The sequence below is a fragment of the Streptomyces sp. ICC1 genome, assembly GCF_003287935.1.
Taxonomy (GTDB): domain Bacteria; phylum Actinomycetota; class Actinomycetes; order Streptomycetales; family Streptomycetaceae; genus Streptomyces; species Streptomyces tritrimontium.
The window spans coordinates 5,086,702-5,111,826 of record NZ_CP030287.1 but is presented as its reverse complement, the minus strand read 5'-3'; the positions used below and the strand labels follow the sequence as shown (position 1 = coordinate 5,111,826).

The 25,125-nt window shown below is 72.1% G+C and carries 21 protein-coding genes and 1 pseudogene; 14 read left to right on the top strand and 8 right to left on the bottom strand.

Annotated features, from left to right (window positions below; genetic code table 11):
• Positions 1–32 precede the first annotated feature (32 nt).
• The 3 genes from moaC to galU all read right to left on the bottom strand — a co-directional run bounded on the left by moaC (position 33) and on the right by galU (position 2,872).
• On the bottom strand, positions 33–536 hold the full coding sequence (gene moaC / locus DRB96_RS24195) for a cyclic pyranopterin monophosphate synthase MoaC (RefSeq protein WP_112450355.1): 504 nt from the start codon (positions 534–536) through the stop codon (positions 33–35).
• A gap of 73 nt (positions 537–609) precedes the next feature.
• Positions 610–1,965 (bottom strand): gephyrin-like molybdotransferase Glp, encoded by a 1,356-nt coding sequence (gene glp, locus DRB96_RS24190; RefSeq protein ID WP_112450354.1) that lies wholly within the window; start codon positions 1,963–1,965, stop codon positions 610–612.
• 4 nt (positions 1,966–1,969) lie between these two features.
• Entirely contained in the window at positions 1,970–2,872 is a 903-nt protein-coding gene (gene galU / locus DRB96_RS24185; protein WP_112450353.1) for a UTP--glucose-1-phosphate uridylyltransferase GalU, read from the bottom strand.
• A gap of 93 nt (positions 2,873–2,965) precedes the next feature.
• Between galU and DRB96_RS24180 the strand changes: the two genes are divergently transcribed.
• Positions 2,966–3,571 carry a 5-formyltetrahydrofolate cyclo-ligase gene (locus DRB96_RS24180; protein ID WP_112450352.1) on the top strand — a complete coding sequence of 202 codons (606 nt, stop codon included), beginning with the start codon at positions 2,966–2,968 and terminating at the stop codon, positions 3,569–3,571.
• 18 nt (positions 3,572–3,589) lie between these two features.
• Here the strand turns inward: DRB96_RS24180 and DRB96_RS24175 are convergent, their stop codons facing one another.
• The gene (locus DRB96_RS24175) at positions 3,590–6,451 is read right to left on the bottom strand and encodes a penicillin acylase family protein (RefSeq protein WP_112450351.1); all 2,862 of its coding nucleotides are present in this window, start codon (positions 6,449–6,451) and stop codon (positions 3,590–3,592) included.
• 263 nt (positions 6,452–6,714) lie between these two features.
• Between DRB96_RS24175 and DRB96_RS24170 the strand changes: the two genes are divergently transcribed.
• The 4 genes from DRB96_RS24170 to DRB96_RS24155 all read left to right on the top strand — a co-directional run bounded on the left by DRB96_RS24170 (position 6,715) and on the right by DRB96_RS24155 (position 11,267).
• Positions 6,715–8,223 carry a potassium/proton antiporter gene (locus DRB96_RS24170; protein WP_112450350.1) on the top strand — a complete coding sequence of 503 codons (1,509 nt, stop codon included), beginning with the start codon at positions 6,715–6,717 and terminating at the stop codon, positions 8,221–8,223.
• 401 nt (positions 8,224–8,624) lie between these two features.
• Complete coding sequence (locus tag DRB96_RS24165; protein WP_112450349.1) at positions 8,625–9,956, top strand: MFS transporter; 1,332 nt, start codon at positions 8,625–8,627, stop codon at positions 9,954–9,956.
• A 67-nt stretch (positions 9,957–10,023) separates the two neighbouring features.
• Complete coding sequence (locus DRB96_RS24160; RefSeq protein WP_112450348.1) at positions 10,024–10,353, top strand: FmdB family zinc ribbon protein; 330 nt, start codon at positions 10,024–10,026, stop codon at positions 10,351–10,353.
• Between the two features lie 80 nt (positions 10,354–10,433).
• On the top strand, positions 10,434–11,267 hold the full coding sequence (locus DRB96_RS24155; RefSeq protein ID WP_112450347.1) for an S-methyl-5'-thioadenosine phosphorylase: 834 nt from the start codon (positions 10,434–10,436) through the stop codon (positions 11,265–11,267).
• 93 nt (positions 11,268–11,360) lie between these two features.
• On the opposite strand, the gene DRB96_RS44895 is transcribed toward DRB96_RS24155, so the two are convergent.
• On the bottom strand, positions 11,361–11,618 hold the full coding sequence (locus tag DRB96_RS44895) for a hypothetical protein (protein WP_239517912.1): 258 nt from the start codon (positions 11,616–11,618) through the stop codon (positions 11,361–11,363).
• On the opposite strand from DRB96_RS44895, the pseudogene pyrF reads away from it, so the two are divergent.
• From pyrF to DRB96_RS24130, 5 genes and pseudogenes are all read left to right on the top strand, one after another.
• Positions 11,517–11,981, top strand: a pseudogene (gene pyrF, locus DRB96_RS24150) (orotidine-5'-phosphate decarboxylase); the annotation flags it as partial. The gene DRB96_RS44895 and the pseudogene pyrF sit on opposite strands and share 102 nt — an antisense overlap.
• Positions 11,982–12,012: 31 nt before the next feature.
• Positions 12,013–12,609, top strand: coding sequence for a serine/threonine protein kinase (locus DRB96_RS24145; RefSeq protein ID WP_162689033.1), 597 nt, complete (start codon positions 12,013–12,015; stop codon positions 12,607–12,609).
• A gap of 117 nt (positions 12,610–12,726) precedes the next feature.
• Positions 12,727–14,460: a serine/threonine-protein kinase gene (locus DRB96_RS24140; RefSeq protein WP_112450345.1), complete on the top strand. Its 1,734-nt coding sequence runs from the start codon at positions 12,727–12,729 to the stop codon at positions 14,458–14,460.
• Positions 14,461–14,559: 99 nt separating this feature from the next.
• Positions 14,560–16,188 carry a succinic semialdehyde dehydrogenase gene (locus DRB96_RS24135; protein ID WP_112450344.1) on the top strand — a complete coding sequence of 543 codons (1,629 nt, stop codon included), beginning with the start codon at positions 14,560–14,562 and terminating at the stop codon, positions 16,186–16,188.
• Positions 16,189–16,253: 65 nt separating this feature from the next.
• On the top strand, positions 16,254–18,047 hold the full coding sequence (locus DRB96_RS24130; RefSeq protein ID WP_204357808.1) for a GMC family oxidoreductase: 1,794 nt from the start codon (positions 16,254–16,256) through the stop codon (positions 18,045–18,047).
• A gap of 429 nt (positions 18,048–18,476) precedes the next feature.
• Here the strand turns inward: DRB96_RS24130 and DRB96_RS24125 are convergent, their stop codons facing one another.
• Positions 18,477–18,767: a chorismate mutase gene (locus tag DRB96_RS24125; RefSeq protein ID WP_112453673.1), complete on the bottom strand. Its 291-nt coding sequence runs from the start codon at positions 18,765–18,767 to the stop codon at positions 18,477–18,479.
• 306 nt (positions 18,768–19,073) lie between these two features.
• Between DRB96_RS24125 and guaA the strand changes: the two genes are divergently transcribed.
• From guaA to DRB96_RS24105, 4 genes are all read left to right on the top strand, one after another.
• Positions 19,074–20,660 carry a glutamine-hydrolyzing GMP synthase gene (guaA, locus tag DRB96_RS24120; RefSeq protein ID WP_112450342.1) on the top strand — a complete coding sequence of 529 codons (1,587 nt, stop codon included), beginning with the start codon at positions 19,074–19,076 and terminating at the stop codon, positions 20,658–20,660.
• A gap of 138 nt (positions 20,661–20,798) precedes the next feature.
• Positions 20,799–21,566 (top strand): class II aldolase/adducin family protein, encoded by a 768-nt coding sequence (locus tag DRB96_RS24115; protein ID WP_112450341.1) that lies wholly within the window; start codon positions 20,799–20,801, stop codon positions 21,564–21,566.
• A gap of 102 nt (positions 21,567–21,668) precedes the next feature.
• On the top strand, positions 21,669–22,925 hold the full coding sequence (locus DRB96_RS24110; protein ID WP_204357806.1) for a hypothetical protein: 1,257 nt from the start codon (positions 21,669–21,671) through the stop codon (positions 22,923–22,925).
• Between the two features lie 63 nt (positions 22,926–22,988).
• Positions 22,989–23,459 carry a DoxX family protein gene (locus DRB96_RS24105; protein ID WP_112453671.1) on the top strand — a complete coding sequence of 157 codons (471 nt, stop codon included), beginning with the start codon at positions 22,989–22,991 and terminating at the stop codon, positions 23,457–23,459.
• On the opposite strand, the gene DRB96_RS24100 is transcribed toward DRB96_RS24105, so the two are convergent.
• Together DRB96_RS24100 and DRB96_RS24095 are read right to left on the bottom strand one after the other, a co-directional pair.
• The gene (locus DRB96_RS24100) at positions 23,405–23,629 is read right to left on the bottom strand and encodes a hypothetical protein (RefSeq protein ID WP_112450339.1); all 225 of its coding nucleotides are present in this window, start codon (positions 23,627–23,629) and stop codon (positions 23,405–23,407) included. The two genes, DRB96_RS24105 and DRB96_RS24100, sit on opposite strands and share 55 nt — an antisense overlap.
• Positions 23,616–25,001 carry a PspC domain-containing protein gene (locus DRB96_RS24095; protein WP_239516334.1) on the bottom strand — a complete coding sequence of 462 codons (1,386 nt, stop codon included), beginning with the start codon at positions 24,999–25,001 and terminating at the stop codon, positions 23,616–23,618. The genes DRB96_RS24100 and DRB96_RS24095 overlap by 14 nt, the downstream gene beginning before the upstream one ends.
• Positions 25,002–25,125: the final 124 nt, after the last annotated feature.

The window sequence follows — 25,125 nt, the reverse complement described above, 5'->3', positions numbered from 1 at the left end:
GTGGCTGTGGACCTCGCCGCCGCGCGGGGCGTTCACGAACGCGCCCAGTCGCCGGACTTGCCGCCCGTCTTCTGCTCGACCCGCACGTCCGTGATGACCGCGCCCTTGTCTACGGCCTTCACCATGTCGATGACGGTGAGCCCGGCGACCGCGACGGCGGTCAGCGCCTCCATCTCGACGCCCGTGCGGTCGGCGGTCTTGACGGTGGCGAGGATCTCGACGGCGTCGTCGGTGACCTTCAGGTCGACCTTCACGCCGGAGACGGCCAGCGGGTGGCACAGCGGGATCAGGTCGGGGGTCTTCTTCGCGCCCATGATCCCGGCGATCCGCGCGGTGGCGAGCGCGTCCCCCTTGGGGACGCCCTCGCCGCGCAGCAGCTCGATCACCCGGGGGGAGACGAGCACGCGCCCACTGGCCCGCGCCGTCCGGGTGGTGACGTCCTTCTCGGAGACGTCGACCATCCGGGCCGCGCCGGCCTCGTCGATGTGCGTCAGCCTGGTGCCTGCGGCGCCGCCGGCGCTGCTCTGCGTACTCATATCTGCGTGCCGCTCCCGTCCGGGCCCCGCAAGGGCCTGTGTGGTGCAACACGCTACCCGCATCCGCGGGACCTCAGCCGAGCAGGACCACTTCCAGCTCGGACCCGGGCTCCACCGAGGTGACGTCCTCCGGTACGACCATCAGCGAGTCGGCGTGCGCCAGCGCGGCGATCAGGTGGGAGCCCGATCCGCCGACCGGGCTGACCGTGCCGCTCTGGGCGTCGTACTTGCCGCGCAGGAACTGGCGGCGGCCCGCCGGCGAGCCGATCGCCTTGTCTGCCTCGAACACCGCGCGCACGCTCGGCCGGCTGACCTCGGAGGCGGGCAGGCCCATCAGGGCGCGGATGGCGGGGCGCACGAACAGCTCGAAGGAGACGTAGGAGGACACCGGGTTGCCGGGCAGGGCCAGCAGCGGGGTGTGGTCGGGGCCGATGGTGCCGAAGCCCTGGGGCTTGCCGGGCTGCATGGCGAGCTTGCGGAAGTCGATGCCCGCGCCGTCCACGCCCTCGTCCCCGGTGGACAGGTCCGTGAGGGCTTCCTTGACCACGTCGTACGCGCCGACGCTGACCCCGCCCGTGGTCACCAGGAGGTCGGCCCGGATGAGCTGGTCCTCGATGGTGGAGCGCAGGGTGTCGGCGTCGTCGGCGACGGCGCCGACCCGGTAGGCGATGGCTCCGGCGTCCCGCGCGGCGGCCGCCAGCGCGAAGCTGTTGGAGTCGTAGATCGTGCCGGCCGTCAGCGCCTCGCCGGGCTGGACCAGTTCGCTGCCGGTGGACATGACGACGACGCGGGGGCGCGGGCGCACCCGCACGGTGCCCCGGCCGATGGCCGCGAGCAGTGCGATCTGCGGCGGGCCCAGGACGGTGCCCGCGGCGAGCGCGAGGTCCCCGGCCTGTACGTCGCTTCCGCGCGAGCGGACGTGCGCGCGGGCCTCGGCGGCGCGGTGGACGCGCACCTCGCCCTCGGCGCCCTCGGGCGACTCGCTGGCCGGGGTCATCCCCGAGGCCGCGCCGCCGCCGGTGCCGCCGTCGGTCCACTCGACCGGTACCACGGCTTCGGCGCCGGGCGGCAGCGGGGCGCCGGTCATGATGCGGGCGGCCTGGCCGGGGCCGACGGTCGGCAGCTCACCGCTGCCGGCCGCCACGTCCCCGATGACCGTCAGCACCGCGGGGAACTCCTCGCTCGCGCCCTGCACGTCGGCGGTCCGGACGGCGTAGCCGTCCATCGAGCTGTTGTCGAAGGGCGGCAGGGCGACGGGCACGGTGACGTCCTCGACCAGGACACAGCCCTGGGCGTCCAGCAGCTGGAGCTCGATGGGCTCCAGCGGCCTGACGGTGGCGAGGACGTCCGCGAGGTGCTCGTCCACCGACCAGAGACGCTGGGGGTCGCCGGCCGGTCGAGGATCCTGCGGTGCGTCGGGCTTGCTCAAGGTGCTACATCTCCTCCGTGACGTAACGGTGAAGCCAGGTGCGGAACTCCGGGCCCAGGTCCTCACGCTCGCACGCGAGCCGGACGATGGCCCGCAGGTAGTCCCCGCGGTCTCCGGTGTCATAGCGGCGGCCCCGGAAGACCACGCCGTGCACCGGGCCGCCCACGGTCTCGTCGGCGGCGAGCTTCTGCAGGGCGTCGGTGAGCTGGATCTCCCCGCCGCGGCCCGGCTCGGTCTCCCGCAGTATGCCGAAGACGGCGGGGTTCAGGACATAGCGGCCGATCACCGCGAAGTTGCTGGGCGCGTCCGCCGCGTCCGGCTTCTCGACGAGACCGGTGATGCGGACCACGTTCGCGTCGTCGGTGGCCTCGATGGCGGCGCAGCCGTACAGGTGCACCTGGGAGGGGTCGACCTCCATGAGCGCGACGACGCTGCCGCCGGTGCGCTGCTGGATCTCGCACATCTGGCGCAGGAGCGGGTCGCGCGGGTCGATGAGGTCGTCGCCGAGGAGGACGGCGAAGGGCTCGTTGCCGACGTGCGGCTCGGCGCAGAGCACGGCGTGGCCGAGGCCTCGCGGGTCGCCCTGGCGGACGTAGTGCATGGTGGCCAGGTCGCTGGATTCCTGGACCTTCTTCAGCCGGTCGTCGTCGCCCTTGGCGATGAGCGCCGACTCCAGCTCGTAGTTGCGGTCGAAGTGGTCTTCGAGCGCACGCTTGTTACGACCCGTGATCATGAGAACGTCGTCGAGTCCGGCCGACACGGCCTCTTCGACCACGTATTGGATGGCCGGCTTGTCCACAACCGGGAGCATTTCCTTGGGTGTCGCCTTGGTTGCAGGAAGGAAGCGAGTACCAAGGCCCGCGGCCGGAATGACGGCCTTCTTGATCACGGGGTGCAACTGAGTCATGAGCCGAACAATAGTCGGTCTCAGATGGCCTCCACGCGAGGTTCAGGTGAATATGTTCAAATTTGCACTATCAGAGAGGGAGTCCAGCCACCCGTGGTAGCGAACCGGCCTCCGCAGGCCAAGACGGCACTGCGCCGCGAACTCCTCGCCGCCCGCCGCGCCTTGTCCCCGGACGTCCTGCGCGAGCGCGCCCGCGCGCTCTCCCGGTCCGCCCTGGAACTGCCCGAACTGTCCGGTTCCCGCACGGTGGCCGCGTACGTCTCGATCGGCTCCGAACCCGGCACGCGTGAACTGCTCGACGCGCTGCGGGCGTCCGGGAAGCGGGTGCTGCTGCCCGTCCTGCTGCCCGACAACGACCTCGACTGGGCGGCGTACGAGGGCCCCGGGAGCCTGGCCGAGGCCGCGCACCCGGGGAAGATGAAGCTCCTGGAGCCCGCCGGCCCGCGCCTGGGCCCGGACGCGGTGTCCGAGGCGGACGCCGTGCTGCTGCCCGGGCTCGCCGTGGACCGGCGCGGGATGCGGCTGGGCCGGGGCGGAGGCTCGTACGACCGGGTGCTGGAGCGGCTGGAGCGCGCCGGGGCGCATCCCGCGCTCGTGGTGCTCCTCTACGACCACGAGGTGGTCGCGCGGGTCCCGGAGGAGCCGCACGACCACCCCGTGCGGGCGGTGGCCACCCCGTCGGGGGTGGTGCGCTTCTGAGCCGGCCGGGGCCCTGCCCTAAGGCGTCAGCTTCAGGGTGTCGACCGTGGCCCGGTCCACGGCGTCCTTGCCGAAGGGCCAGTCCAGCAGCTCGCCCTTGGCCCACATCGTCGTCTGGTCGGTGTAGTGGTCGTGGTACGCGTGCCCCGAGGCGCCCGTGAGGTTGATCCAGCGGGACTTGTCGAGGTCGCCGAGGTTCACGACCATCCGCATCGACGGCACCCAGGTGACCCCGTACCCGCTGGAGGCGTTCCAGCCGGTCGCGTTGACGGTGGCCTCGCCGCCGCCCAGGTTCCAGGGGCCGCGGTTGAGGAGCCACTGCAGGTAGCCCGGGCCCTCGGTGCCGATCGTCTGGTTCTTCAGCATCAGCTGGTGCAGCCGGCCCCAGCTCCAGGTCGACTGGTCCTTGCCGAGCTTGGCGGTCAGCTCCCAGCGGGCGTCCTTCATGGCCCGGGCGAAGAGCTCGTCGCGGCTGGTGGTGGCCGCGACGGTGCGGCTGGTGGACGGCGCCTTCCACCAGTCGGACTTCTCGTCCTTGACCAGGCGGCGGACCACCTCGAACCAGCGGTCGCCGCCGTCGGGCTGCGCCGAGTCCGCGTCGCGCGTACCGCACTCGCGGACCATCTTGGCGAGGTCGTCGGCCGGTCCCGTCGTCTGCTCGGGGACGTTCATGCAGCTGCCCTCGACGCGCAGCTCCTTGGGCATCTTGTCGCCGAAGGCCAGCTTGAGGATGTTGCGCCAGACCGCGTTGAAGTACGCGGCCGCCGCCGAGTCCGGCTCCTGGGTGTAGTTCCAGCCCTCGAGCAGCTTCTGCGCGGAGCGGACGTCCGGGTCCGAGACGTCGATCTTGGCGAGCAGCGGGGTCAGCAGCGCGGCGATCTCGCTGCTGTTGTCCATCTGCATGGTGCGCATGTCATCGGTGGAGATCTTCCCGCCGTCCTTGGTCTTCGCCTCGATGAGGTCGTTGATCCGCTGGCTGCGGGCTCCGTAGCCCCAGTCGGTGGTCAGCAGGGTCGGGTACTTGCCGGGGCTGTTCTCCACGACCGCCTGGTTCGCGGTCACGATGAAACCGCGCGCCGGGTTGTAGTCGTAGGGCATCTCGTCCTGCGGGACCCAGCCCGCGGCCGAGTCCTTGGAGCCCTTCCAGGCGTACTTCGAGTCCCAGCCCGGGGCCGGCATGCGGCCGTCACCGGTGGTGCGGACCGGGATGCGGCCCGGGGCCTGGTAGCCGATGTTGCCGTTGGCGCCCTTGCTGTCGGCGTAGATCAGGTTCTGCGACGGGACCTCGAAGTCGCGGGCCGCGTTGCGGAAGTCGGCGAAGGTCTTGGCGCGGTCGAGCTTGAAGACGGCGTCCATCGACTTGCCCGGGTCCAGCGCGGTCCAGCGCAGCGCGACGCCGTAGCCGTTGCCGCGGTCGGGGGCGGAGCTGGCGACGGGGGCGCGCGCGCCGACGGAGGTGATCTCGTCGCTGCGGTCGGAGATCAGCGGACCGTTGTTGGTGCTCCGGACCGTGATCTTCTTCTCGCCGCCGCCGGCGATCTTGATGACCTCCTCGCGGGTGGCGAAGGGGAGCACCTTGTTGTCGTAGACGTAGCCCTCGGGCTTGACCTGCTCCAGGTAGAGGTCGGTGACGTCGGCGCCGAGGTTGGTCATGCCCCAGGCGATGTCGGCGTTGTGCCCGATGACCACGCCCGGCATGCCGGAGAAGGTGAAGCCGGCCACGTCGAACTGGCACGAGGCCGAGACCGTCCGGCAGTGCAGGCCCATCTGGTACCAGACCGAGGGCAGCTGCGGGGACAGGTGCGGGTCGTTCGCGAGCAGCGGCTTGCCGGTCGTCGTGTACTGGCCCGAGACGACCCAGGAGTTCGAGCCGATGCCGCTGCCGGCGGGGCCGAGGATCGCGGGGATCTGGTCGAGGGTGTCGGCCAGCGCGGTGAGCGAGGTGCGCAGGCCCACGGTCGCGCCCTGGGCGGTGGCGTTGCCGGCCAGCCCGGTCGGCGAGTCGGCGGCGCCGGTCCGCGCGGAGGCCTGGGAGCCGTTGGCGGAGGCCTGCGAGCCGTTGGCCGCGCTCGGGCCGCCGGAGCCCGGGGAGCCCACGGGGCTGCCGGAGCCCGCGGCCTGGGGGGTGTACTTCCCGCCCTTGACCGAGCCGCCCTCGACGATCGGCCTGTTCCGGTCGAAGGGGTACGGCGGGTAGAGGTCGTCGATCTGCGCCTGCGAGAGCTTGCCCGTCATCAGCGCGCGGTCGATCTCGTCCTGCATGTTGCCGCGCAGGTCCCACGCCATCGCCTTGAGCCAGGCCACCGAGTCGACCGGGGTCCACTGCTCGGGCTGGTAGTCGTCGTTGAGCTTGAGGGCGGCGTGTTCGACGGAGAGGTCCTTGCCGGACTTCCCCTTCAGGTACGCGTTGACCCCGTCGGCGTAGGCCTGCAGGTACTTCTTCGTCTCCGGGGAGAGCTTGGTGTCGTACTCCTGCTGCGCGACCTGGCGCCAGCCCAGCGTGCGCAGGAAGGCGTCGGTCTCGACCTGGCCGGCGCCGAACATCTCCGAGAGCCGCCCGGAGGTCATGTGGCGGCGTACGTCCATCTCCCAGAACCGGTCCTGCGCGTGCACGAAGCCCTGCGCGCGGAAGAGGTCGTCGTCGGAGTCGGCGTACAGCTGGGGGATTCCGCTGGCGTCGCGCTTGACGTCCACGGTCCCGGTCAGGCCGGGCACCTTGAGGGAGCCGGTGGTCTGGGGGAAGGAGGCGCGCACGCTGTCCACGCTCCAGTACGCCCCGTACCCGAGGCCCGCGACGAGCGCCAGGACCAGGACGAGCACGATCAGACGGGCGCGTCGTCCCTTCTTCTTGACGGAAGGAGCGGTTTCGTTGGCGGGCATCGCTGTCCTTAGAGGGGCAGGGTGGTCCTGGGAGTACTGGGAGCAACCATAGGCGCAGGACCGGGTTCGTTGATCCGCCAGGGGTCGAGGTCATGAGGACAGAGCCCCGCAGGCGTTTCACAATGTGGCTACCGAGTAAAGGGCGCGTCAAAGATTAGGTAAGGTAACGAAGTACTTGCCGTCCGTGCCCGAGCCGGAACGATCCGACCGTCCGACGCCCGTCGTTCCGTCATCGCCAGGCACGTCGAGGAAAGGGCCGCCCGCTGACCGTCCACACGCTCAATGAGCTCCTGCTGGTCTGCTCGCTCGTTCTGCTCGTCGCCGTGGCGGCGGTACGCGTCTCTTCGCGCAGCGGACTCCCCAGCCTGCTCATTTACCTCGGCATAGGCATCGCGATAGGCCAGGACGGCATCGGCAACGTCGTATTCGACAACGCCGAGCTGACCCAGGTGATCGGCTATGCCGCGCTCGTGGTGATCCTCGCCGAGGGTGGTCTGGGCACGAAGTGGAAAGAGGTCAAGCCGGCCCTGCCGGCCGCGATCGTGCTCTCGCTGGTCGGCGTCGCCGTCAGCGTGGGCGTGACCGCCGCCGGCGCGCACTACCTGGTCGGCCTCGAATGGCGCCAGGCCCTGCTGATCGGCGCGGTCGTCTCCTCGACCGACGCGGCGGCCGTCTTCTCGGTGCTGCGCAAGGTCCCGCTGCCCTCCCGGATCACGGGTGTCCTGGAGGCCGAGTCCGGCTTCAACGACGCACCCGTCGTCATCCTGGTCGTGGCCTTCGCGACCGTCGGACCGGTCGACGACTGGTACGTCCTCATAGGCAAGATCGCCCTCGAGCTGGCGATCGGCGTCGCGATCGGCCTGACCGTGGGCTTCCTCGGCTCCTACGGGCTGCGGCACGTGGCCCTGCCCGCCTCCGGCCTCTACCCGATCGCGGTCATGGCGATCGCCATCACGGCGTACGCGGCCGGCGCGATGGCGCACGGCTCCGGCTTCCTCGCGGTGTACCTGGCGGCGATGGTCCTCGGCAACGCGAAGCTGCCGCACTGGCCGGCCACCCGCGGGTTCGCGGACGGGCTCGGCTGGATCGCCCAGATCGGCATGTTCGTCCTGCTCGGCCTGCTGGTGACCCCGCACGAACTGGTCCACGACTTCTGGCCGGCCGTCATCATCGGGCTGGTGCTGACCATGGTGGCGCGACCCCTGGAGGTCTTCGTCTCGCTGCTGCCCTTCCGGCTTCCCTGGCAGGAGCAGGCCCTGATGTCGTGGGCCGGCCTGCGCGGCGCGGTGCCCATCATCCTGGCGACCATCCCGATGGTGTCCGGGATCGAGGGCAGCGAGCGCGTCTTCAACATCGTCTTCGTACTGGTCGTCGTCTACACCCTGGTGCAGGGCCCGACCCTGCCGTGGCTCGCGCGCAAGCTGAAGCTGGGCGACAGCGACGAGACCGCCTCCGACCTGGGGATCGAGTCGGCGCCGCTGGAGAAGCTGCGCGGACACCTGCTGTCCTTCGCGATCCCGCCCGCCTCGCGGATGCACGGCGTCGAGGTGAGCGAGCTCCGGCTGCCGCCGGGGGCCTCCGTCACGCTGGTCGTCCGGGACGCGAAGAGCTTCGTACCGGCGCCGTCGACCGTGCTGCGGCGCGGGGACGAGCTGCTGGTGGTGGCCACGGATCCGGTGCGGGACGCGGCGGAGGCGCGGCTGCGGGCGGTGGCCCGGGGCGGAAAGCTGGCGGGGTGGCTGGGGACCGGCGGAGAGCCGCCGGCCCGGTAGCCGGGCGGAGGGTTTCCACCGGTACCGCGAGTTAGAGCGGCGCTCTAATTAGCCCATTTTCGATGCCGTATGCCCGCATTCACCCGAGTTTGAGTGGGACCTGAATGCGAAGTTCCAGTTAATCGCAGGTGAAGACACGCCCTGTAGCCCTAATCACAGGGCGCAATAGGCACTCCGCCTGTATGATTAAGGGACACCACATCGAACCAACTCTGCCTGACGCAGAGCTGGCGCGACCGCAAAGCGGCCGTGGCACCCTCCCGCAGTGGGCGCCCAGGTATCACTCGGTTCTGCGCAAGAGGACAGCTCTCGGGGCTCCCACATGTACGGGTGCGACCGCTCACAAGGCGGTGCATCGTCCGCAGACGGGGAGTTCTACCAGGCAGCGGAAAGGCCAGGCCGTGACATCCGCGGTCACGACCGACAACTCCGCCCGCCCCGGCTACGGGCAGCTCCTGCGCACGCCCGGCGCCCTCGGCTTCGTTCTCCCGGGATTCGCCGCACGGCTCCCCTTCGGCATGCTGACGATCAGCATCCTGCTGCTCGTCCAGCACACCACCGGCTCCTACGGCAGCGCCGGCATCGTCGCCGCCGTCACCGGTATCTCCATGGCCGTGTTCGCTCCCGTCATGGGCAAGCTCATCGACCGCCACGGCCAGAGCGCCGTGCTGGTCCCGGCGGCCCTCACGCACGCCACCGCCGTCAGCTCCCTGGTGGCGTTCGCGCTGCTGGGCGCGCCCGTCTGGGCGCTCGCACTGGCGGCCGTCCCCGCCGGTGCATCCGTCCCGCAGGTCGGGCCCATGGTCCGGTCCCGCTGGGCGGCCAAGCTTGAAGGCTCCCCGCTGCTGCCGACGGCCGCGGCGTTCGAGTCCGTCACCGACGAGTTCACCTTCGTCGTCGGCCCGGTGCTCGCCACCGCGCTGTGCACCGGCATCAACCCGGCGGCCGGTCTGGTCACCGAGGCCGCGCTGACCCTGATCGGCGGCCTGCTCTTCGCCGCCCAGCGCGCCACGCAGCCGAAGCCCGTCGCCCGTCCGGCGCACGGCGAGAAGCGCGCCTCGGCCCTGTCGTTCCACGGCCTGCGCGTCCTGATCGTCGCGTTCATCGGCATCGGCGCCGTCTTCGGCGGCATGCAGGTCTCGCTCGCCGCCTTCTCCGAGGAGATCGGCAACCCCGGCGCCAACGGCCTGCTCTACGGCGTCTTCGCCGCGGGCAACATGATCGCCGGTGTCGCCTGCGGTGCGATCGCCTGGAAGATCGGCCCCCGCCGCCGCCTGCTCCTCGGCTACATCGGCCTCACCGCGGCCGCCTCGGTCCTGTGGGCCGCCGACTCGATGATCCTGCTCGGCGCGCTCGGCCTGGTCGTCGGCCTGTGCATCGCCCCCGCCCTGATCACCGGCTACACCATGATCGAGCAGCTGATCCCGGCCACCTCGCGGACCGAGGCCTTCACCTGGCTCACCGGAGCGGTCGCCTTCGGGCAGGCCGGCGCCGTGACCCTGGCCGGCCGTCTGACGGACGCGCACGGGTCCTCGTACGGCTTCCTCGTGCCGCTGGTGGCCACCGTGCTCGCGCTGGCCATCCTGCTGGCGCTGCGTGCGAAGCTGGCCCCGAAGGCCCCGAGCCGGATCGTCAGCTCGTCCAAGCCGGCCTCCTCGGCCACCTCCGCGGCACCCGCCGCGGGTGTGAACGAGCGTGGTCTGGGTCACCGCGTGCCTGTGACGGTGGACTGATCCGCCGGAATACGTCACCATGGAGCGTCGTTAGCACTCATTGAGTGAGAGTGCCAGGAGGAAATTCGTGCCGACCTACCAGTACCAGTGCACCGAGTGCGGTGAGGGCCTTGAGGCCGTGCAGAAGTTCACCGATGACGCGCTGACCGTGTGCCCGAGCTGTGACGGACGCCTGAAGAAGGTGTTCTCCGCGGTCGGCATCGTCTTCAAGGGATCCGGTTTCTACCGGAACGACAGCCGTGGCGCCTCGTCGAGCAGCACGCCTGCCTCGAAGCCCGCGTCGGCGCCCGCCGCCGCCCCGGCCGCGTCGACGTCGTCGTCCTCTTCTTCGACGTCCTCGTCGTCGTCTTCATCTTCATCTTCGTCGTCGTCGTCGTCGAGCAGCTCGGCCGCCTGACCCGACCGACAGCTCCACCGAAGGCCCTGCCGTCCTTGCCGACGGCGGGGCCTTCGGCATGCCCGGTTAGGGTGGGCCGCATGGCGAACGCAGAGATCGGTGTCATCGGCGGATCGGGTTTCTACTCCTTCCTGGAGGACGTGACCGAGGTCCAGGTCCAGACGCCCTACGGACCCCCCAGCGACTCCCTGTACCTGGGCGAGCTCGCGGGCCGGACCGTGGCGTTCCTGCCGCGGCACGGCCGGAGCCACACGGTTCCCCCGCACAAGATCAACTACCGGGCCAACCTGTGGGCCCTGCGCTCCGTCGGCGTCCGCCAGGTGCTGGGCCCGTGCGCCGTCGGCGGCCTGCGCCCCGAATACGGCCCGGGCACGCTGCTCGTCCCCGACCAGCTGGTCGACCGTACGAAGTCCCGCGCGCAGACCTTCTTCGACGGCGAGGCCCTGCCCGACGGATCGGTGCCGAACGTCGTGCACACCACCTTTGCCGACCCGTACTGCCCGGTGGGCCGCTCGGTGGCGCTGGCGGCGGCGCGCGGGCGGGAGTGGGAGCCGGTGGACGGCGGCACGATGGTCGTCATCGAGGGGCCGCGCTTCTCGACCCGGGCGGAGTCCCGGTGGCACGCGGCGGCCGGCTGGTCGGTCGTCGGCATGACCGGGCACCCGGAAGCGGTCCTCGCGCGCGAGCTGGGGCTCTGCTACACCTCGATGGCGCTGGTCACGGACCTCGACGCGGGCGCCGAGACGGGCGAGGGGGTCTCCCACACGGAGGTCCTGAAGGTCTTCGGCGAGAACGTCGGCCGGCTCCGCGAGGTCCTCTTCGACGCGGTGGCCGCCCTGCCGCCGACCGCGTCGCGCGCCTGCCTGTGCACGCACGCGCACGACGGCTGGGACCTGGGCATCGAGCTGCCTTAGGTGCGGGGCCCGGCTGACCCGATGATCGCCCACCTGGACTTCGGCGATCTCGCGGACGCGGCCGGGGCCGATCCGCAGGGCGTCTTCCGGGGCTTAGGGGGTGTCTGGTGGACTGACGCGCGCCGGCCGCGGACCCCGGTGGGATCCCGGGACCGCACCGCCCCGGAAACTGGCGGGATGGACACCACCGCGGACCACCGGATCATCGTCGCCCTCGACTTCGACGGCCGCGCCGGCGCCGAGGCCCTCGTGGGACGCCTCGGGGACGCCTGCGGCTCCTACAAGGTCGGCCTGGAGCTCCTGACCGCCGCCGGACCGGAGCTCGTGCGCGAGCTGGTCGGGCGGGGTCACGAGGTGTTCCTCGACCTGAAGCTCTTCGAGATCCCGAACTCCGTCGCGGGCGCCGTCCGCGCCGCCGGAGCGCTGGGCGCCTCCATGGTGACCGTGCACTCCATGGGCGGTACGGGGATCATGGCGGCGGCGGTGGAGGCGGCGCGGGACTTCCCGGGGCTGCGGGTGCTCGCGCTGACGGTGGTCACGAGCATGACCGGGAGCGACCTCGCCGACATCGGCATCGGCGCGGACCCCGACGAGCAGGTGCTGCGGCTGGCCCGGCTGGCGGCGGAGGCCGGGTGCGACGGGGTGATCGCGTCACCCCGGGAAGCAGGGCCGCTGCGGGCCCTGTTGGGGCACGGTCCGCTGATCGTCACGCCGGGTGTGACGCTGCCGGATGTGACGCTGCCGGGTGGGACCCCGCCGGATGGTGTGCCGGCGGGCGGTGGGCCGCCCGGCGGTGGGCTCGCGGGCGGGGAGGCTGCGCGACACAAGGCGGCTCCTCGTCCGCGTCAGATGGATATCAGCAACAGCCGCCGCCCAGACCAAGGCCCCCGCCCCGGCCGGGTACACCACCCAGCAGGACGCCGAGCACTTCGAGATCAACGTCCCGAACGGCTGGAACCGGCGCGGGATCAACGAGTCCGGCCAGGTGCGCTACACGGAGGGGGAGTTCGCCCTGACCGTCGTGCCCGGCCGGGACAAGGTCGAGGGCAACCCCGACCCGGCCACCTACCAGAAGGACAAGGAGCCCGAGCTGGCTCCGTACCGGTCCTCCACCTGGTCCAGCGTCGGCGACATCAAGTCCACCAAGGTCGGCAACCAGCTCCGCGTCACCGGCCGGTACACGTGGATCGACGGCAACGGGCGCTCGGTCGTGGCGCGCAACTTCGTGGTCGCGCTGGGCGGCTCGTACCACGTCGTCCTGGTCACCGGCCCGCTCGACCAGGAAAGCAAGGTCACCGAGGCTTTCGAGCAGGCAACGGCCAGTTACAAGACGGGCGGCTGACGGACCCTTAGTACGGCAATTGCGTCACAGTGCTGCCCAACGGCCTCCGGGAGGTTCCGGCAGTGCCCGCGGAATCCGTAGTCTGGCCGGAAGTGCACAGAGCGGCGGCGGGGATTCGTGGAACAGCAGACAGGCGCGGGTGCGGTGCTCGCGGGCCGGTACCGGCTGGTGGAGTCCATCGGCAGAGGCGGCATGGGCAAGGTGTGGCGCGCGCACGACGAGCTGCTGCACAGGACCGTCGCCGTCAAGGAGCTGACGGCCGGCCTGTACGTCGCCCAGGCCGACCGCGACGTCATGCACGCGCGGACGCAGAAGGAAGCCCGGGCTGCGGCCCGGATCCAGCATCCGGCGGTCGTCACCGTCCACGACGTCCTGGAGCACGACGACCGGCCGTGGATCGTCATGGAGTACATCGACGGCCCCTCCCTCGCGGACGCGGCGAAGACGGCCGGCCGGATCGAGCCCCGCGAGGCGGCCCGGATCGGGCTGCACGTGCTCGGCGCGCTGCGCGCCGCGCACGCGGTCGGCGTACTGCACCGGGACGTGAAGCCGGGCAACGTGATGCTCGCCAAGGACGGGCGCGTGATGCTCGCGGACTTCGGCATCGCCGCGATCGAGGGCGACTCCTCCATCACGCGCACGGGCGAACTCGTGGGCTCCATCGACTATCTCGCCCCCGAGCGGGTCACGGGCGGTCCCCCCGACCCGTCCTCCGACCTGTGGTCGCTCGGCGCGACGCTCTACACGGCGGTCGAGGCCCGTTCGCCGTTCCGCCGCACGTCGCCCATCTCCAGCCTCCAGGCCGTGGTGAACGACGAGCCGCCCCCGCCGACCCACGCGGGCGCGCTGGCCCCGGTGATCACGGCGCTGCTGCGCAAGGACCCGGCGCAGCGGCCGTCGGCCGTCGAGGCCGAGCAGATGCTGCTGGAGGCGATGGAGGGCCGGGAGCCGAAGGCGGCGCACGCGTACGTACCGACGCGCGCGCTGGGCTTCGGTGATCTGTCCTCCGCCCGCAACGAGCCGTCGGACACGGCCGCGCTGCCCTCGGAGCCGGAGCCGGAGCCGGGACACGGGCACGGGCCGGGACACGGGCACGGGCCGGGACACGGGCACGGGCCGGGACACGGGCAGGGGAACGGCACGGCCGGCGGGCCGGACGCGGGCCGGACCCTGGCGGCCGGGCCGGCGGCCTCCGCCGATCCCGCCCGCGGCCGCGTCAGGCGCGCGGCGGTCGTCGCCCTGGTGGCGGCGCTGATCGGCGGCGGCGGGGTGTTCGGGGTCCTGAAGTACACCGATGACGCGAGCGCCGAGGGCGCGAAGGGCTCGGACAAGACGACCGGTGCGCCCGACGCCTCGGCCGGGACCGGGGACGCCAAGGGGCAGAAGGAAGCGGTCGCGCCGGCCGGCTGGCGCAAGGTCGTCGATCCGGAGGGCTTCACCCTCTTCGTGCCGAACGGCTGGACGCGCCGGGTGAACGGGACGCAGATCGACTACACGCCGGACGACGGCAGGCACTTCCTGCGGCTCGCGGTGAACAAGAAGCCGGAGTTCGAGAACCCGTACGCGCACATGCTGGACCTGGAGAAGCAGGTGGCCAAGCGCTCCGACTACGTGCGCCTGACGCTGCAGCCGAACACCTTCCGGGGGCAGGTCAAGGCCGCCCTGTGGGAGTTCAGCCTGACGGAGAAGGCGGGGGTGATCGCCGGGCCCCGGCGGGCCGTCGAGCAGATGTACTACGAGCGGGACGGCACCGAGTACGCGGTGTACATGTCGGGTCCGGCGGCGGATTGGGAGACGACCCGGTCGCAGTTCGACACCGTGCTCAGCGGCTGGCAGCCGGCGGCCGGCTGAGCCGTATCCCGCCATCCTGCCAGCGATCACTGGCGGAAATGGCAAAATCCGGTTACCGGCGGGTACCCAAAGCTCTCCGGGCGGAATACGCTCACGGCCATGACGGACACGCAGGCCCCGGCCCCCCTCCGCAGCGCCCCGCAGCCCACCAACCCGGTCGCCCCGGCCCCGGCAGGCGCCCGGAGCGGCGCCGACGTGGTGACCCCCGAACTGGTCGCCCGGCTGACCCGCGGCGTGTCCGGCTCCGGCCGCACCGCCAACCACAGCCCCTTCACCGGGGACAAGCTCGCGGACCTCCCCGAGGCCACCCCGCAGGACGTGGCCGAGGCCTTCGCCGCGGCCCGCGCCGCGCAGCCCGCCTGGGCCGCCGTGCCCGTCCGCGCGCGGGCGGCCGTACTGCTGCGCTTCCACGACCTGGTCCTCTCCCGGCAGGCCGAGGTGCTCGACCTGATCCAGCTGGAGACCGGCAAGGCCCGCCTGCACGCCCACGAAGAGGTCCAGGCCGTCTCGATCGCCGCCCGCCACTACGGCCGCAAGGCGCCCTCGTACCTGCGGGCCAAGGGGCACACGGGCGCCATGCCCACGCTCACCAAGGTCACCGAGCTGCGCCAGCCGCGCGGGGTCGTCGGCCAGATCGCCCCCTGGAACTACCCCCTCGAACTGTCCATCGGCGACGCCCTGCCCGCCTTCGTCGCCGGCAACGCCGTCGTGATGAAGCCCGACACCGAGACCGCGCTCACCGCCCTGTGGGCCCGCGACCTGATGATCGAGGCGGGTCTGCCGGCCGAGGTCTTCCAGATCGTCCTCGGCGAGGGCCCGGTCGTCGGCCCCGAGGTGGTCCGGCACGCCGACTACGTCTCCTTCACCGGCTCCACCCGCACCGGCCGCGAGGTCGCCCAGGGCGCGGCCGCCCGCCTGATCGGGGCCTCCCTCGAACTCGGCGGCAAGAACGCCATGCTCGTGCTGCGCGACGCCGACGTGGAGAAGGCCGCCGCCGGCGCCGTCCGCGCCTGCTTCTCCTCCGCGGGCCAGCTGTGCATCTCCATAGAGCGGCTGTACGTGCACGCCTCGATCGCGGACGAGTTCGTCTCCCGGTTCGTCGCCCGCACCAAGGCCATGCGCCTGGGCTCCTCCCTCGCCTACGGCGCCGACATGGGCTCCCTGGCCGGCGAGCGCCAGCTGGAGGCCGTGCAGCGGCACGTCGACGACGCCGTCGCCAAGGGCGCCACCCTCGTCACCGGCGGCGTGACCCGCCCCGACATCGGCCCGCTCTTCTACGAGCCGACCATCCTCGACGGGGTCGAGGCCGCGATGGCGGTGTGCGGGGAGGAGACCTTCGGACCGGTCGTCTCCATCTACCGCTTCACCGACGAGGACGAGGTCATCGAGGAGGCCAACGGGACCTCCTACGGCCTGAACTCCAGCGTGTGGACCAAGGACGCCCGCCGCGGCCACGCCGTCTCGGCCCGCCTGCGCACCGGCACCGTCAACATCAACGAGGGCTACGCGCCCGCCTACGGCAGCGCCCAGGCGCCCATGGGCGGCATGAAGGAGTCCGGGCTGGGCCGCCGGCACGGGTCCGAGGGCATCCTCAAGTACACCGAGGCCCAGACCGTCGCCCAGCAGCGGCTGCTGCCGATGGCGCCGTCGCTCGGCATGGACGACGAGAAGTACGCGGCGTTCATGACCCGCAGCCTCAAGGTCATGAAGGCCTTCCGACTCCGCTAATCCGCTAATCCGCCAGTCCGCTGGTTCGTCGGTCCGCCGGCTCGTTCCGTCTGGGAGGCACCGCAGTGTCGTACGACCACGCATACGACTACGACGTCATCGTCATCGGATCGGGCTTCGGGGGGTCGGTCTCGGCGCTGCGGCTCACCGAGAAGGGGTACCGGGTCGGCGTCCTGGAGGCGGGGCGCCGGTTCACCCGCGAGGCCCTGCCGAAGAACAGCTGGGACCTGCGCAACTACCTGTGGGCCCCGGCCGTCGGGCTGTACGGGATCCAGCGCATCCACCTGCTCGGCAATGTGATGGTCCTCGCCGGCGCGGGGGTGGGCGGCGGCTCGCTCAACTACGCCAACACCCTCTACGTGCCGCCCGCCGCCTTCTTCGAGGACCGGCAGTGGGCCTCCATCACGGACTGGCGGGACGAGCTCGCCCCGTACTACGACCAGGCCAAGCGGATGCTGGGGGTGCGCCTGAACCCGACGATGACCCCCTCCGACGTCCACCTGAAGGCCGCCGCCGCGCGGATGGGCGTCGAGGACTCCTTCCACATGGCCCCGGTCGGGGTCTTCTTCGGCGACGGCGACGACGCCGAGGGCCAGCCGAAGGTCCGGCCCGGGGACGAGGTCGCCGACCCGTACTTCGGCGGCGCCGGCCCCGCCCGCAAGGCCTGCACCGAGTGCGGGGAGTGCATGACCGGCTGCCGGCACGGCGCGAAGAACACCCTGAACGAGAACTACCTGCACCTCGCCGAGCGGGCCGGCGCCGTCATCCACCCCATGACCACGGTCACCGGCCTCTCCGAGCACCCCGAGGGCGGCCACCGCGTCCGCACGGTCCCCACCGACGGCCGCCGCCGCGGCAAGGCCAAGGTGCTGCGCGCCCGCCACGTGGTCGTCGCGGCCGGCACGTACGGCACCCAGACCCTGCTGCACACGATGAAGGACCTCGGCGAGCTGCCCCGCCTGTCGGACCGGCTCGGCGATCTGACCCGGACCAACTCCGAAGGCCTCGTAGGCGCTCAGACCGATGACCGCCGCTACCGCAAGCGGCACGGAAGCGACCGGCGGGCCGACTTCACCCGGGGCGTGGCCATCACCTCCTCCGTGCACCCCGACGCCGACACGCACATCGAGCCGGTGCGCTACGGCAAGGGGTCGAACGCGATGGGGTTCATGACGATCCTCCAGGTGCCGTACGCGAAGCACCGGGTCCGGGCCTGGTTCGGGCGGACCGCCCGGCACCCGGTGCAGCTGCTGCGCTCGCTGTCCAACCACCGCTGGTCGGAGCGCACCATCATCGGCCTGGTCATGCAGTCCCTCGACAACTCCCTGACCACCTACCGCAAGCCGGGCGGGGTGGGGAAGGGCCTGCTCACGGCCCGCCAGGGCCACGGCGCGCCCAACCCGGTGCAGATCGCCGAGGCCACGCGGGCGGCGACCCTGCTGGCGGAGGAGATCAACGGCTTCCCGGGCAGCAACATCGGCGAGCTGATGGGGACCCCGCTGACGGCCCACTTCCTCGGCGGCTGCCCGATCGGGGCCTCCCCCGAGGAGGGCGTGGTCGACCCGTACCACCGGCTCTACGGGCACCCGGGCATCTCGGTGGTGGACGGCTCGGCCGTCTCCGCGAACCTCGGGGTCAACCCGTCGCTGACGATCACGGCGCAGGCCGAGCGGGCGATGTCGTACTGGCCGAACAACGGCGAGAGCGACCCGCGCCCGGAGCAGGGAGAGGCCTACACCCGCCTGGCCGCGGTGGAGCCGGCCCGGCCGGCCGTCCCCAAGGAGGCCTTCGGGGCGCTGCGGCTGCCGTTCCTCGCGGTACCGGAGATTCCGCCGCGCGCGGCGCAGTCCGCCGAATGAGCGCGGCGGGTTCGGCGCTCCCCCTCCGAGCGCCGAACCCGCCGCGGTACCTAAGTGACAGGTGTTCGGCCCTGAAGGTTGTACCGGAATCCGATCCGCCGGTCTGTGGCATCCGTCACGTGCCGAAGCGCGCGGGACCGGAACCGAGGGGGCGCCGGGGCGAGGCGGCGCGGACACAAGAACGGCCGGCCCGGGGCGTCCCCTGGGCCGGCCGTCTTTATTGGGTGACCGGGCTGCTGTCCCCTGCCGTCCGGTCACGCGAAGGAGCGAGGTCCCACGGCGTGCGCTCCACGGGGCGCACACCTCATCGCTCCGGCGGAGCCACGCGTGGTGTCGCGGTCCCGCGCCTGGCTGGCACGGACATCCGCATCAACGAAGGGTCCCGGGGGCGGTCACGGCCCGGACGGGTGACGAACACGCGTCACGGCCTCACACCCGGCCCCGGCACAGCTCCAGCAGGGTCATGGCGAGCGAGGTGCCGGGCTTGCCGAGGGCGTCGCTCCAGTGACCCAGGACCTCCATCTCCCGGGACAGGTGCACGCGGCGCCCGCCCGAGCCGATGCGGGCCTCCTGGATGACGGCCGAGACGGCCATCCGTTCCTGGATCAGGCCGATGATCCGGTCGTCGAGGGCGTCGATCCGCTCGCGGGAGTCGGCGATCAGCAGCTCGGGGGCGGTGGCGGGGGCGCTGGCAGTGGCGGTGGCAGCGGCGGTGGTCATGGCGGTCATGGCGGGTCTCCTGTCGGGTGTGGCCCGGCAGGTCCGCGGAACGCCAGAGCGCCCCGGTCCTGTCGGACCGGGGCGCTCTGGGAAGTCAGCGGCTCAAGCGAGCATCACGAGGACCCATGGCGACCGGACCGGCCGGTGCCATAGGTAAAGAGGAAGCTCAGCTGCTTGCGCATGGAACGGATTATTACCCTCTGTCCCCCTCCGGGCCAACTGCATTCGGATGGTGAGACGAAGAGGGGTGTAGGTGCCCCGTTAGAATCGACAAAACAGCCACCTCTTCCGCCGGAAGGCCGCCCCGTGCCAGAAGCACCCTCCGCCGCCCACGACAGCGCCCCGGACACGGTTCTCGTCGTCGACTTCGGCGCCCAGTACGCCCAGCTCATCGCCCGCCGCGTCCGCGAGGCACGGGTCTACTCCGAGATCGTGTCCAGCTCGATGCCCGTGGCGGAGATGCTCGCCAAGAACCCCAAGGCGATCATCCTCTCCGGCGGCCCGTCCTCCGTCTACGACGAGGGCGCCCCCCAGCTCGACGGCGCGATCTTCGAGGCCGGCGTTCCCGTCTTCGGCATGTGCTACGGCTTCCAGCTGATGGCGGTCACCCTCGGCGGCACGGTCGACAACACCGGCGCCCGCGAGTACGGCCGCACCCCGCTGGCCGTCTCCAAGGCCGGCTCCACCCTCTTCGAGGGCACCCCCGAGAACCAGTCGGTGTGGATGTCCCACGGAGACGCCTGCTCCGCCGCGCCCGAGGGCTTCACCGTCACCGCGTCGACCGACGTCGTCCCGGTCGCCGCCTTCGAGAACGACGAGAAGAAGCTGTACGGCGTGCAGTACCACCCCGAGGTGATGCACTCCACGCACGGCCAGCAGATCCTGGAGCACTTCCTCTACCGCGGCGCGGGCCTCGCCCCCACCTGGACCACCGGCAACATCGTCGAGGAGCAGATCGCGGCCATCCGCGAGCAGGTCGGCGACAAGCGCGCCATCTGCGGCCTCTCCGGCGGCGTGGACTCGGCGGTCGCCGCGGCCCTCGTGCAGAAGGCCATCGGCTCGCAGCTGACCTGCGTCTACGTCGACCACGGCCTGATGCGCAAGGGCGAGACCGAGCAGGTCGAGAAGGACTTCGTCGCGGCCACCGGCGTCCAGCTGAAGGTCGTCGACGCGCAGGAGCGCTTCCTGAACGCGCTGGCCGGCGTCTCCGACCCGGAGACCAAGCGCAAGATCATCGGCCGCGAGTTCATCCGCGTCTTCGAGCAGGCGCAGCTCGAGATCCTCCAGGAGGACGGCCCGGCGGTCGCCTTCCTCGTCCAGGGCACCCTGTACCCGGACGTCGTCGAGTCCGGCGGCGGCACCGGCACCGCGAACATCAAGTCCCACCACAACGTGGGCGGGCTCCCCGACGACATCGAGTTCGAGCTCGTCGAGCCGCTGCGCCAGCTGTTCAAGGACGAGGTCCGGATGGTCGGCCAGGAGCTCGGCCTGCCCGCCGAGATCGTCCAGCGCCAGCCCTTCCCGGGCCCCGGCCTCGGCATCCGCATCGTCGGCGAGGTCACCAAGGAGCGTCTGGACCTGCTCCGCGAGGCCGACGCCATCGCCCGCCACGAGCTGACCGCGGCCGGCCTGGACCGCGAGATCTGGCAGTGCCCGGTCGTCCTGCTCGCGGACGTCCGCAGCGTCGGCGTCCAGGGCGACGGCCGCACCTACGGCCACCCGATCGTGCTGCGCCCCGTCTCCTCCGAGGACGCGATGACCGCGGACTGGACGCGCATGCCGTACGAGGTGCTCGCGCGGATCTCCACCCGCATCACCAACGAGGTCCCGGACGTCAACCGCGTGGTCCTGGACTGCACGAGCAAACCCCCGGGCACCATCGAGTGGGAGTAGTCCCACCCGACCGCCGGTAGCGGTTCCAGAAAGACGTGACGAGGCCGCCGCTCCCGCCCGGGAGCGGCGGCCTCGCCGCGTGTATGGCCTCTTCGCCCGGTCGCCGGTACCTTGCGCCGCGACCTTGAAGGAGGCGCCATGGCCGAGCAGCCCGTTCCCGCACCCGTGCCCGTCGAGCGGCTGGGCTTCGAGATGCCGCCCGTGTTCGCCACCGCCGCGGAGGAGCGCGCGCACCGCAAGCAGCGGCTCGCCGGGGCGTTGCGGCTGCTGGGGCGGCTCGGCTACGAGGACGGGGTGGGCGGCCACGTCAGCGCCCGGGACCCGGAGTTCGAGGACTGCTACTGGGTCAACCCCTTCGGCCGGGCCTTCGCCGCGCTCGGCCCCGAGGACCTGCTGCTGGTCGACGGGCAGGGGCGGGTCCGGCAGGGGGAGCGACGGGTCAACCAGCTGGCCTTCGCCGTGCACGCCGCCGTCCACCGGGCCCGGCCGCAGGTGGTGGCCGTCGTCCGCACGCAGGCCCCGTACGGCCGGGCGCTCGCCGCCCTCGGCGAGCTGATCGCCCCCGTCACCCAAGAGGCCTGCGCCTTCTACGAGGACCACGCGCTGCTCGACGAGTACGCGGGCGGCGAGGACGCCGAGCGGATCGCGGGCGCGCTGGGCCCCTACAAGGCGCTGGTCCTGCGCAACCAGGGGCTGCTGACCGTCGGGGACTCCGTGGACGCCGCGGCCTGGTGGTTCATCGCGGCGGAACGGGCCGCGCAGGTGCAGCTGATCGCCCGGGCGGCGGGCAAGGCGGTGCTCATCAGCCACCACAGCGCGGTCGCCACGCGCGAGCGGTTCGGGTCCGATCTGGCGGCCTGGGCGAACTGCCAGCCCCTGCTGGAAGCGGTGGCGTCAACATCATGAACGGTTAATCACCTGCTCTGACATCGTGCGCAATCCGGAGCACTGCCGCAGTGGTGCACAATTCGCTGGCATTGCACCGAAGTTCAGAGAGGCGGCACGCTCGTGGCTGTCCAAGAGATGTCCAGAAGTACCCATACCGCGGCCTGTGCCTGCGATGACTGCACACGGGAGGGGCACCGCCGGGCCGTCGCCGCGTTCCTGGAGAAGCGCGACGAGTTCGCCGCCGGGCAGGGGCTGCCCGCCGCCGTCGCCCGCTCCGCCGGGGCGTCCCGGCAGTGGGTGTCCGACGAACTGACCCTGTCCGCGCGCACGGTCGCCGACCGGGGCAGGGAGGCCGGGCACTCCTGGCTGTACCTGCTCTCGCGGCGGGCCGTGCTCGCCGTGTGGATCGCCGCCGGGGTGCTGCTGCTGGTCCAGGTCGGCACCGCGCTCGGCACCGGCTGGTCCACGGCCCGCACCGCCGGGCTGCTGGCCGCCCTCACGCTGGCCGCCCTGCTGACCGTGGCGGCCCGGGCGCAGACCGTCCGGGGCGGGCTGCTGGCCCCGCTGGTCGGCGAGGACAACCGGCTGTCCACCTCGAAGGTGGTGCCGAGCGCCTGGCTCGTGCTCACCGCGTTCGCCACGCTGCTGCCCGCGCTGCGGCTCGCGGCCTCCTCGCCGGGCCCCGAGCGGCAGGCCCTGTACGCGGGGCTCGCGCTCGACCGGGCGCTGCCGCTGCTGGCGGTGCTCGCGCTGACCTCGGCGGTCGCGGTGGTGGTGCGCCGGGTGGTCTCCGTACGGATCATGGGGCAGCGGCTGCAGAAGCTGCCGGCGGACCGCCCGACCGGGGCCGACCTGCTGACGGACGACGCGGGCCGGGGCTCCTTCCCGGACGCCCAGTACGTCCTGGTCTCCACGGTGGTACTGGGCTTCGCGGCGGTGTCGCTGGCCCGCTTCCCGGACCGGCTGCCGCAGCTCCCGTGGGCGCTCGCGCTGCTGGTGGCCCTTTCGGCGGCCGTGTACCTGGCGGCGAAGTACGCCGAGGGCAGCCGCCCGCTGGTGCTGTCGGTGGTGCGCAGACGGGAGCCCGGGGACCTGGACGCGGCCATCCGCCCCGGGGACGACATCGAGATCCGGGGCGTGGGCTTCGTGCCGCCGGGCGCGCAGACACCGGAGATGCTGGCGCGGCTGGTGGTCCGGGTCGGGGCGGTGCACGTGCACGTGCCGCTGGTCCCGGTGGCGGGCGGCTTCACCAACCCATCCGACGCGGTGCTGACCGTGCCGGTGCCCGCCGAAGTGGAACCCGGGCGGATCGAGGTCCAAGTGGTCACCGCCGCCGGAGTGGAATCCAACCGCTGCACCATCGACGTGGCCGAATGAATTGGGTACACATGTCGCGTGACCCGAACTGACGTCCTCTCCGGCGCCCGCGCCGACGCACCTGTGGGCCTGCGCGCACTCGCGGCCCGCCACGCGCTCCTGCCCTTGCGGATCTTCCTCGGCGTGACCTTCGTCTACGCCGGCCTGGACAAGCTGACAGACTCCGCGTTCCTCTCCGCCACCGGCGACGGCTCCATCGGCGAGCTGATGCGCGGGGTGCGCGACACCTCGGCGGTACCGGCCATGGTGGACCTGGCGCTCAAGGCGCCCGTGGGCTTCGCCGTCGCCCTGGCGATCGGGGAACTCCTCGTCGGCTTGGGCGTCCTGGCGGGTCTCCTGACCCGGATCGCGGCCGTCGGCGGGGCGCTGATCTCGCTCAGCCTGTGGCTCACCGTCTCCTGGGCGGTGACCCCGTACTACTACGGCAACGATCTGGTGTACCTGGTGGCCTGGACCCCGCTGGTCCTCGCAGGGGCGCCCTACCTCTCGCTGGACTCGGTGATCCGGTCGCGCCTGTCGCGGCGCACGGCATAGGTCACCAGGCCGACGACGGCGGCGAACGCGAGCCCGCCCGCCGTCATCATCAGGACGAAGAACCACGGCGGGTCGGCCTGACCGGCCGCGCCGAGGAGGTAGAGGACACCGGCGGCCATCAGGACCAGGCCCGCGATCAGCCGCCCCGGCTGGAACTCATGACGCCGCACGGGAAACCTCCACCTGTCCCACACCCGCGTTCAGATGCAGATCGATCGTCCCGCCCGCCTCGGTGCCCGGGGTGGGCGGCAGGGTCTCGCGGCGGGTCTCGCCGCCGCGCCGCACGCGTATCGCCTCCTGGGCGTCGCCGGGCATCTGGATGTCGCCCAGCTTCACGGTGGCCTCCGTTCGCGCGGTGACCTCCCTCGGCAGGATCACCCGGAGCCGGCCCGCCTCGATGGAGGCGTGGACGGGCACGGTGGCGCCCTTGGGCACGTCCAGATGGCTCAGGTCCAAGGTGGCGAGCCCGGTCCCCGCCTCGTAGCGCGGCGCCACGGCGTCCACCGAGGCCGGCCGCCAGTTCACATCGCGCCAGTCGGTGCCGATCTCCTTGGGCAGGACCGCCGAACCGGCCAGGAGCCCGGCCGTGACCACCGCGAGCAGCACGGTGCCGAAGCCGGTGCGGCCCTTGACCGAGCTGACCGCCAGCCCGAGGCCGAAGACCGCGAGGGCGCACGCGAAGCCGACCTGCAGCGCGTGGCTGAGGGTGCTGCCCTCCCAGACCGAGGCGGCGCCGGCCGCCCCGGACAGCAGTGCCAGCACGAACACCCGCCCGCCGATGCCGCCGCGCCGCACCGTCTCCGCCCGGCCCCCGGCGGGGGCCGCCGCCGGATCGTCGAGGTCGTCCCCCGCCGGATCGGCCGGACCCCACAAGTACCCGGTCGAGCCCGAGGGCCCGGTCGTGCCGTCCTTGACCAGCGGGTCCCGCCACCATGACGGGCCGCCGGGCGCGGGCGGCGCCTGGGTCTCGGGCGGGGCCGGGCTGTGTGCCGTCCGGTGCCCGGTGCGCGTGGCCTCCGGCCACACGAACTCCGCGCCCGCCGGGGCCCCGGCCGCCTTGTCCTGCGGGGGCGGCGCGAGGGTGCCGCGGTGATGCTGCGACCAGTAGGCCCCGCCGCCCAGTGCCAGGACGGCCAGGACGGAGAAGGCCGCCAGCCCGCCGTTGTCCAGCATCGACAGGAACAGGGCGCAGCCCACCAGCGCGGCGAACACCGCCGCCAGCGTCGCGCCTTCGACCCGCCCCGTGAGCAGCTTCTTCGCCTCGCTGTCCTCGTCGCCCTCCTGGGGCAGCAGCAGCCACGCGAATCCGTAGAAGATCAGACCGACCCCGCCCGTCACCGCGAGGACGCCGAGCACGATCCGGAAGATCACCGGGTCGAGGCCGAAGTACCGGCCCAGGCCGCCGCACACGCCGGCGAGCACCTTGTCCCGCTTGGCGCGGCGCAGGCGCGGGGGAGGAGGCTCGGCGGGCGGCGGGCCGCCCGCGGCGCCCACACCGCCCCCCGCGCCCGGCGGCGGAGGGGAATCGTCTACTTCGGTCATGGGTACATGGTGACGGTCCGCCGAAGCCGCGGGCATCCGGATCCACCCTGGGACAACCCTGATATCCCCCGGAGAGAACTGGGGGGCTGCCCTGATGCCCCGGGCGCCGCGCACGTGTGACCAT

Bases quoted from the DNA above. Each gene is read 5' to 3' on its own strand.
- DRB96_RS24135 (WP_112450344.1), top strand. From the start codon at position 14,560: ATGACGGACACGCAGGCCCCGGCCCCCCTCCGCAGCGCCCCGCAGCCC.
- DRB96_RS24095 (WP_239516334.1), bottom strand. From the start codon at position 25,001: ATGACCGAAGTAGACGATTCCCCTCCGCCGCCGGGCGCGGGGGGCGGT.
- DRB96_RS24115 (WP_112450341.1), top strand. From the start codon at position 20,799: ATGGCCGAGCAGCCCGTTCCCGCACCCGTGCCCGTCGAGCGGCTGGGC.
- moaC (WP_112450355.1), bottom strand. From the start codon at position 536: ATGAGTACGCAGAGCAGCGCCGGCGGCGCCGCAGGCACCAGGCTGACG.
- DRB96_RS24125 (WP_112453673.1), bottom strand. From the start codon at position 18,767: ATGACCACCGCCGCTGCCACCGCCACTGCCAGCGCCCCCGCCACCGCC.
- galU (WP_112450353.1), bottom strand. From the start codon at position 2,872: ATGACTCAGTTGCACCCCGTGATCAAGAAGGCCGTCATTCCGGCCGCG.
- DRB96_RS24155 (WP_112450347.1), top strand. From the start codon at position 10,434: ATGGCGAACGCAGAGATCGGTGTCATCGGCGGATCGGGTTTCTACTCC.
- DRB96_RS24175 (WP_112450351.1), bottom strand. From the start codon at position 6,451: ATGCCCGCCAACGAAACCGCTCCTTCCGTCAAGAAGAAGGGACGACGC.